Here is a 2,185-nt window from a genome sequence, read left to right as displayed (position 1 = left end):
GCCGACCAGCCCCGCTTCGCTGGGTTCGGTGGACGAGGACGTTGATTTTGTCGGCTCGGATGAAGACCTGCTGGCCGGCTGGACCGACATCGACTTCGAACGCGACGAGGACGATGTCCTGCCGGCTCTGGTCGTGTCGGATATCTCGGTCAACAATGGCACCGTCACCCGCGACGATGTCGGCGGCTTCACCATCACCCCGGCGGCCAACTACAACGGCACCATCACCGTCACCTACAAGGTGTCGGACGGCACGACCGAAGTCACTGCCACCCGCAGCCTGACCGTCACCCCGGTGGCCGATGCTCCGGTCTATGACGAGGACGAAGCTACCGAACTGACCGGCGCCGTCGAAGACGAAGACTTCGCCATCTCGACCGCCGACCTCCTGGACGGCTTCAGCGATCCGGACGGCGCGACGTCCTTCACCATCACCGCCATCAGCGTCGATGAGGGCACCATCGAAGCGGCCAGCGGCCCAAGCTCCTCGGTTGCGAATGGCTACACCTATACGCCGGACGCTGACTTCTATGGCGAGGTCACCCTCACCTACACGGTGTCCGATGGCGTCAACACGACGGAGGTCACCAAGACCTTCACCGTGGAAGCGGTCAACGACGCGCCGCGCGGAGACGCCGCCACCATCACCGGTGTGACCGAAGACACCCCGTCGGCCTTCACCAAGGCGCAACTGCTGGCCGATATCTCCGACATCGACGGCGGCGCCGTGAACAACTCGATCATGGGGGTACCTCCGTCGGATCTGACCGTTACCGCGATCAGTGCCACCCACGGCACCTTCGTCTATAACGCCGATGACGATACCTACGACTTTACGCCGGACGAAAACTACAATGGCGAAGCCTCAATCACCTACTCGGTGTCCGACGGTATCGACAGCGCAGAGTTCACCAGCACCTTTACCATCGCGGCCGTCAATGACGCCCCCGAAGGCGAAGGCGCCACCATCACCGGCGCCACCGAAGATGAAGACCTGGTCCTGACGACGGCGCAGCTTCTGGCCGATATCTCCGATGTCGAAGACGACGACCTGACCATCACCGACATCGAGGCGACCCACGGTACGATCACCTACGATGAAGGCACCGACAGCTACACCTTCACCCCTGACGAAAACTACAGCGGCGAAGCCACCATCACCTACACGGTGAGCGACGGCGAAGACACGACTGAGTTCACCAGCAACTTCACCATCGCCGGCGCCAATGACGACCCGACCGCCCCGGCGGCGATCGACCTGGGCAGCGTTGAGGAAGACACCGAAATCGAGGTTTCGGTCGAAGACCTGCTGGCCGGCTGGACCGACATCGACGGCGATACCGAGTTTACCGTCAGCAACCTGTCGGCGGGTGATGGCTTTACGATCACCCTGAGTGACGACGAAACCTACTACACGGTCACGGCGCCGGACGACTATGTTGGCGAAATCGCCTTCGAGTATGAAGTCAGCGATGGCAATGGCGGGACCGGCTTCGGTTCGGCCACCCTGGACGTCACCAATGTCTATGACGCCCCGGAACTGGACGCTCCGGTCGAACTGGAGGCCATCGACGAAGACACCACCGCGACGGTGTCGACCGAGGACCTGCTGCAGGGCTGGAGCAGCGCCGATGGCCTGACCCTCACCCTGGGTGAGGTCACCGCCACCAACGCCGAGGTGACCGAGGAAGATGGTGTCTACACCATCACCCCCGACGCCAACTTCCATGGCACGGTCGTCATCAGCTACACCATCCTCGACGGTGAAGGCGATCCGGTTGAGGCCACCCTGGATCTGACCGTCAACTCGGTCATCGACCTGGTCGAGTCCGACGAGACCACCACGCTTGGGGCAACGGATGAAGACCTGATCCTGACCGGCGAAGACGACATCGACGGCACCGGCAACAGCCTCGGCAACGTCCTCACCGGCAATGACGGCGCCAACAAGCTCGACGGCAAGACCGGCAACGACACCATGTACGGCGGTGACGGCGACGACATCTACGTTGTCGACAGCTCCAGCGATGTGGCGTCCGAGCAAATCGTGGACGGCGTCGATGACGGCGGCTTCGACATGGTCCGCTCGTCGGCCACCTTCACCCTGGGCGCCTATATCGAGGTCCTGCGCCTGAACGGTTCCGCCAACATCAACGGCACCGGCAACTCCATGTCCAACTACCTT

The 2,185-nt window shown here is 62.5% G+C and carries 1 protein-coding gene; it reads left to right on the top strand.

Annotated features, from left to right (window positions below):
- Nucleotides 1-2,185, top strand: a 2,185-nt coding sequence (locus ABAC402_RS38865) for a cadherin-like domain-containing protein (protein ID WP_023451362.1), incomplete at both ends; no start/stop codon positions are given.

Source organism: Asticcacaulis sp. AC402 (assembly GCF_000495835.1).
GTDB lineage: Bacteria > Pseudomonadota > Alphaproteobacteria > Caulobacterales > Caulobacteraceae > Asticcacaulis.
The sequence above is the reverse complement of the archived record's forward strand: the minus strand, read 5'-3'. Positions and strand labels throughout refer to the sequence as shown.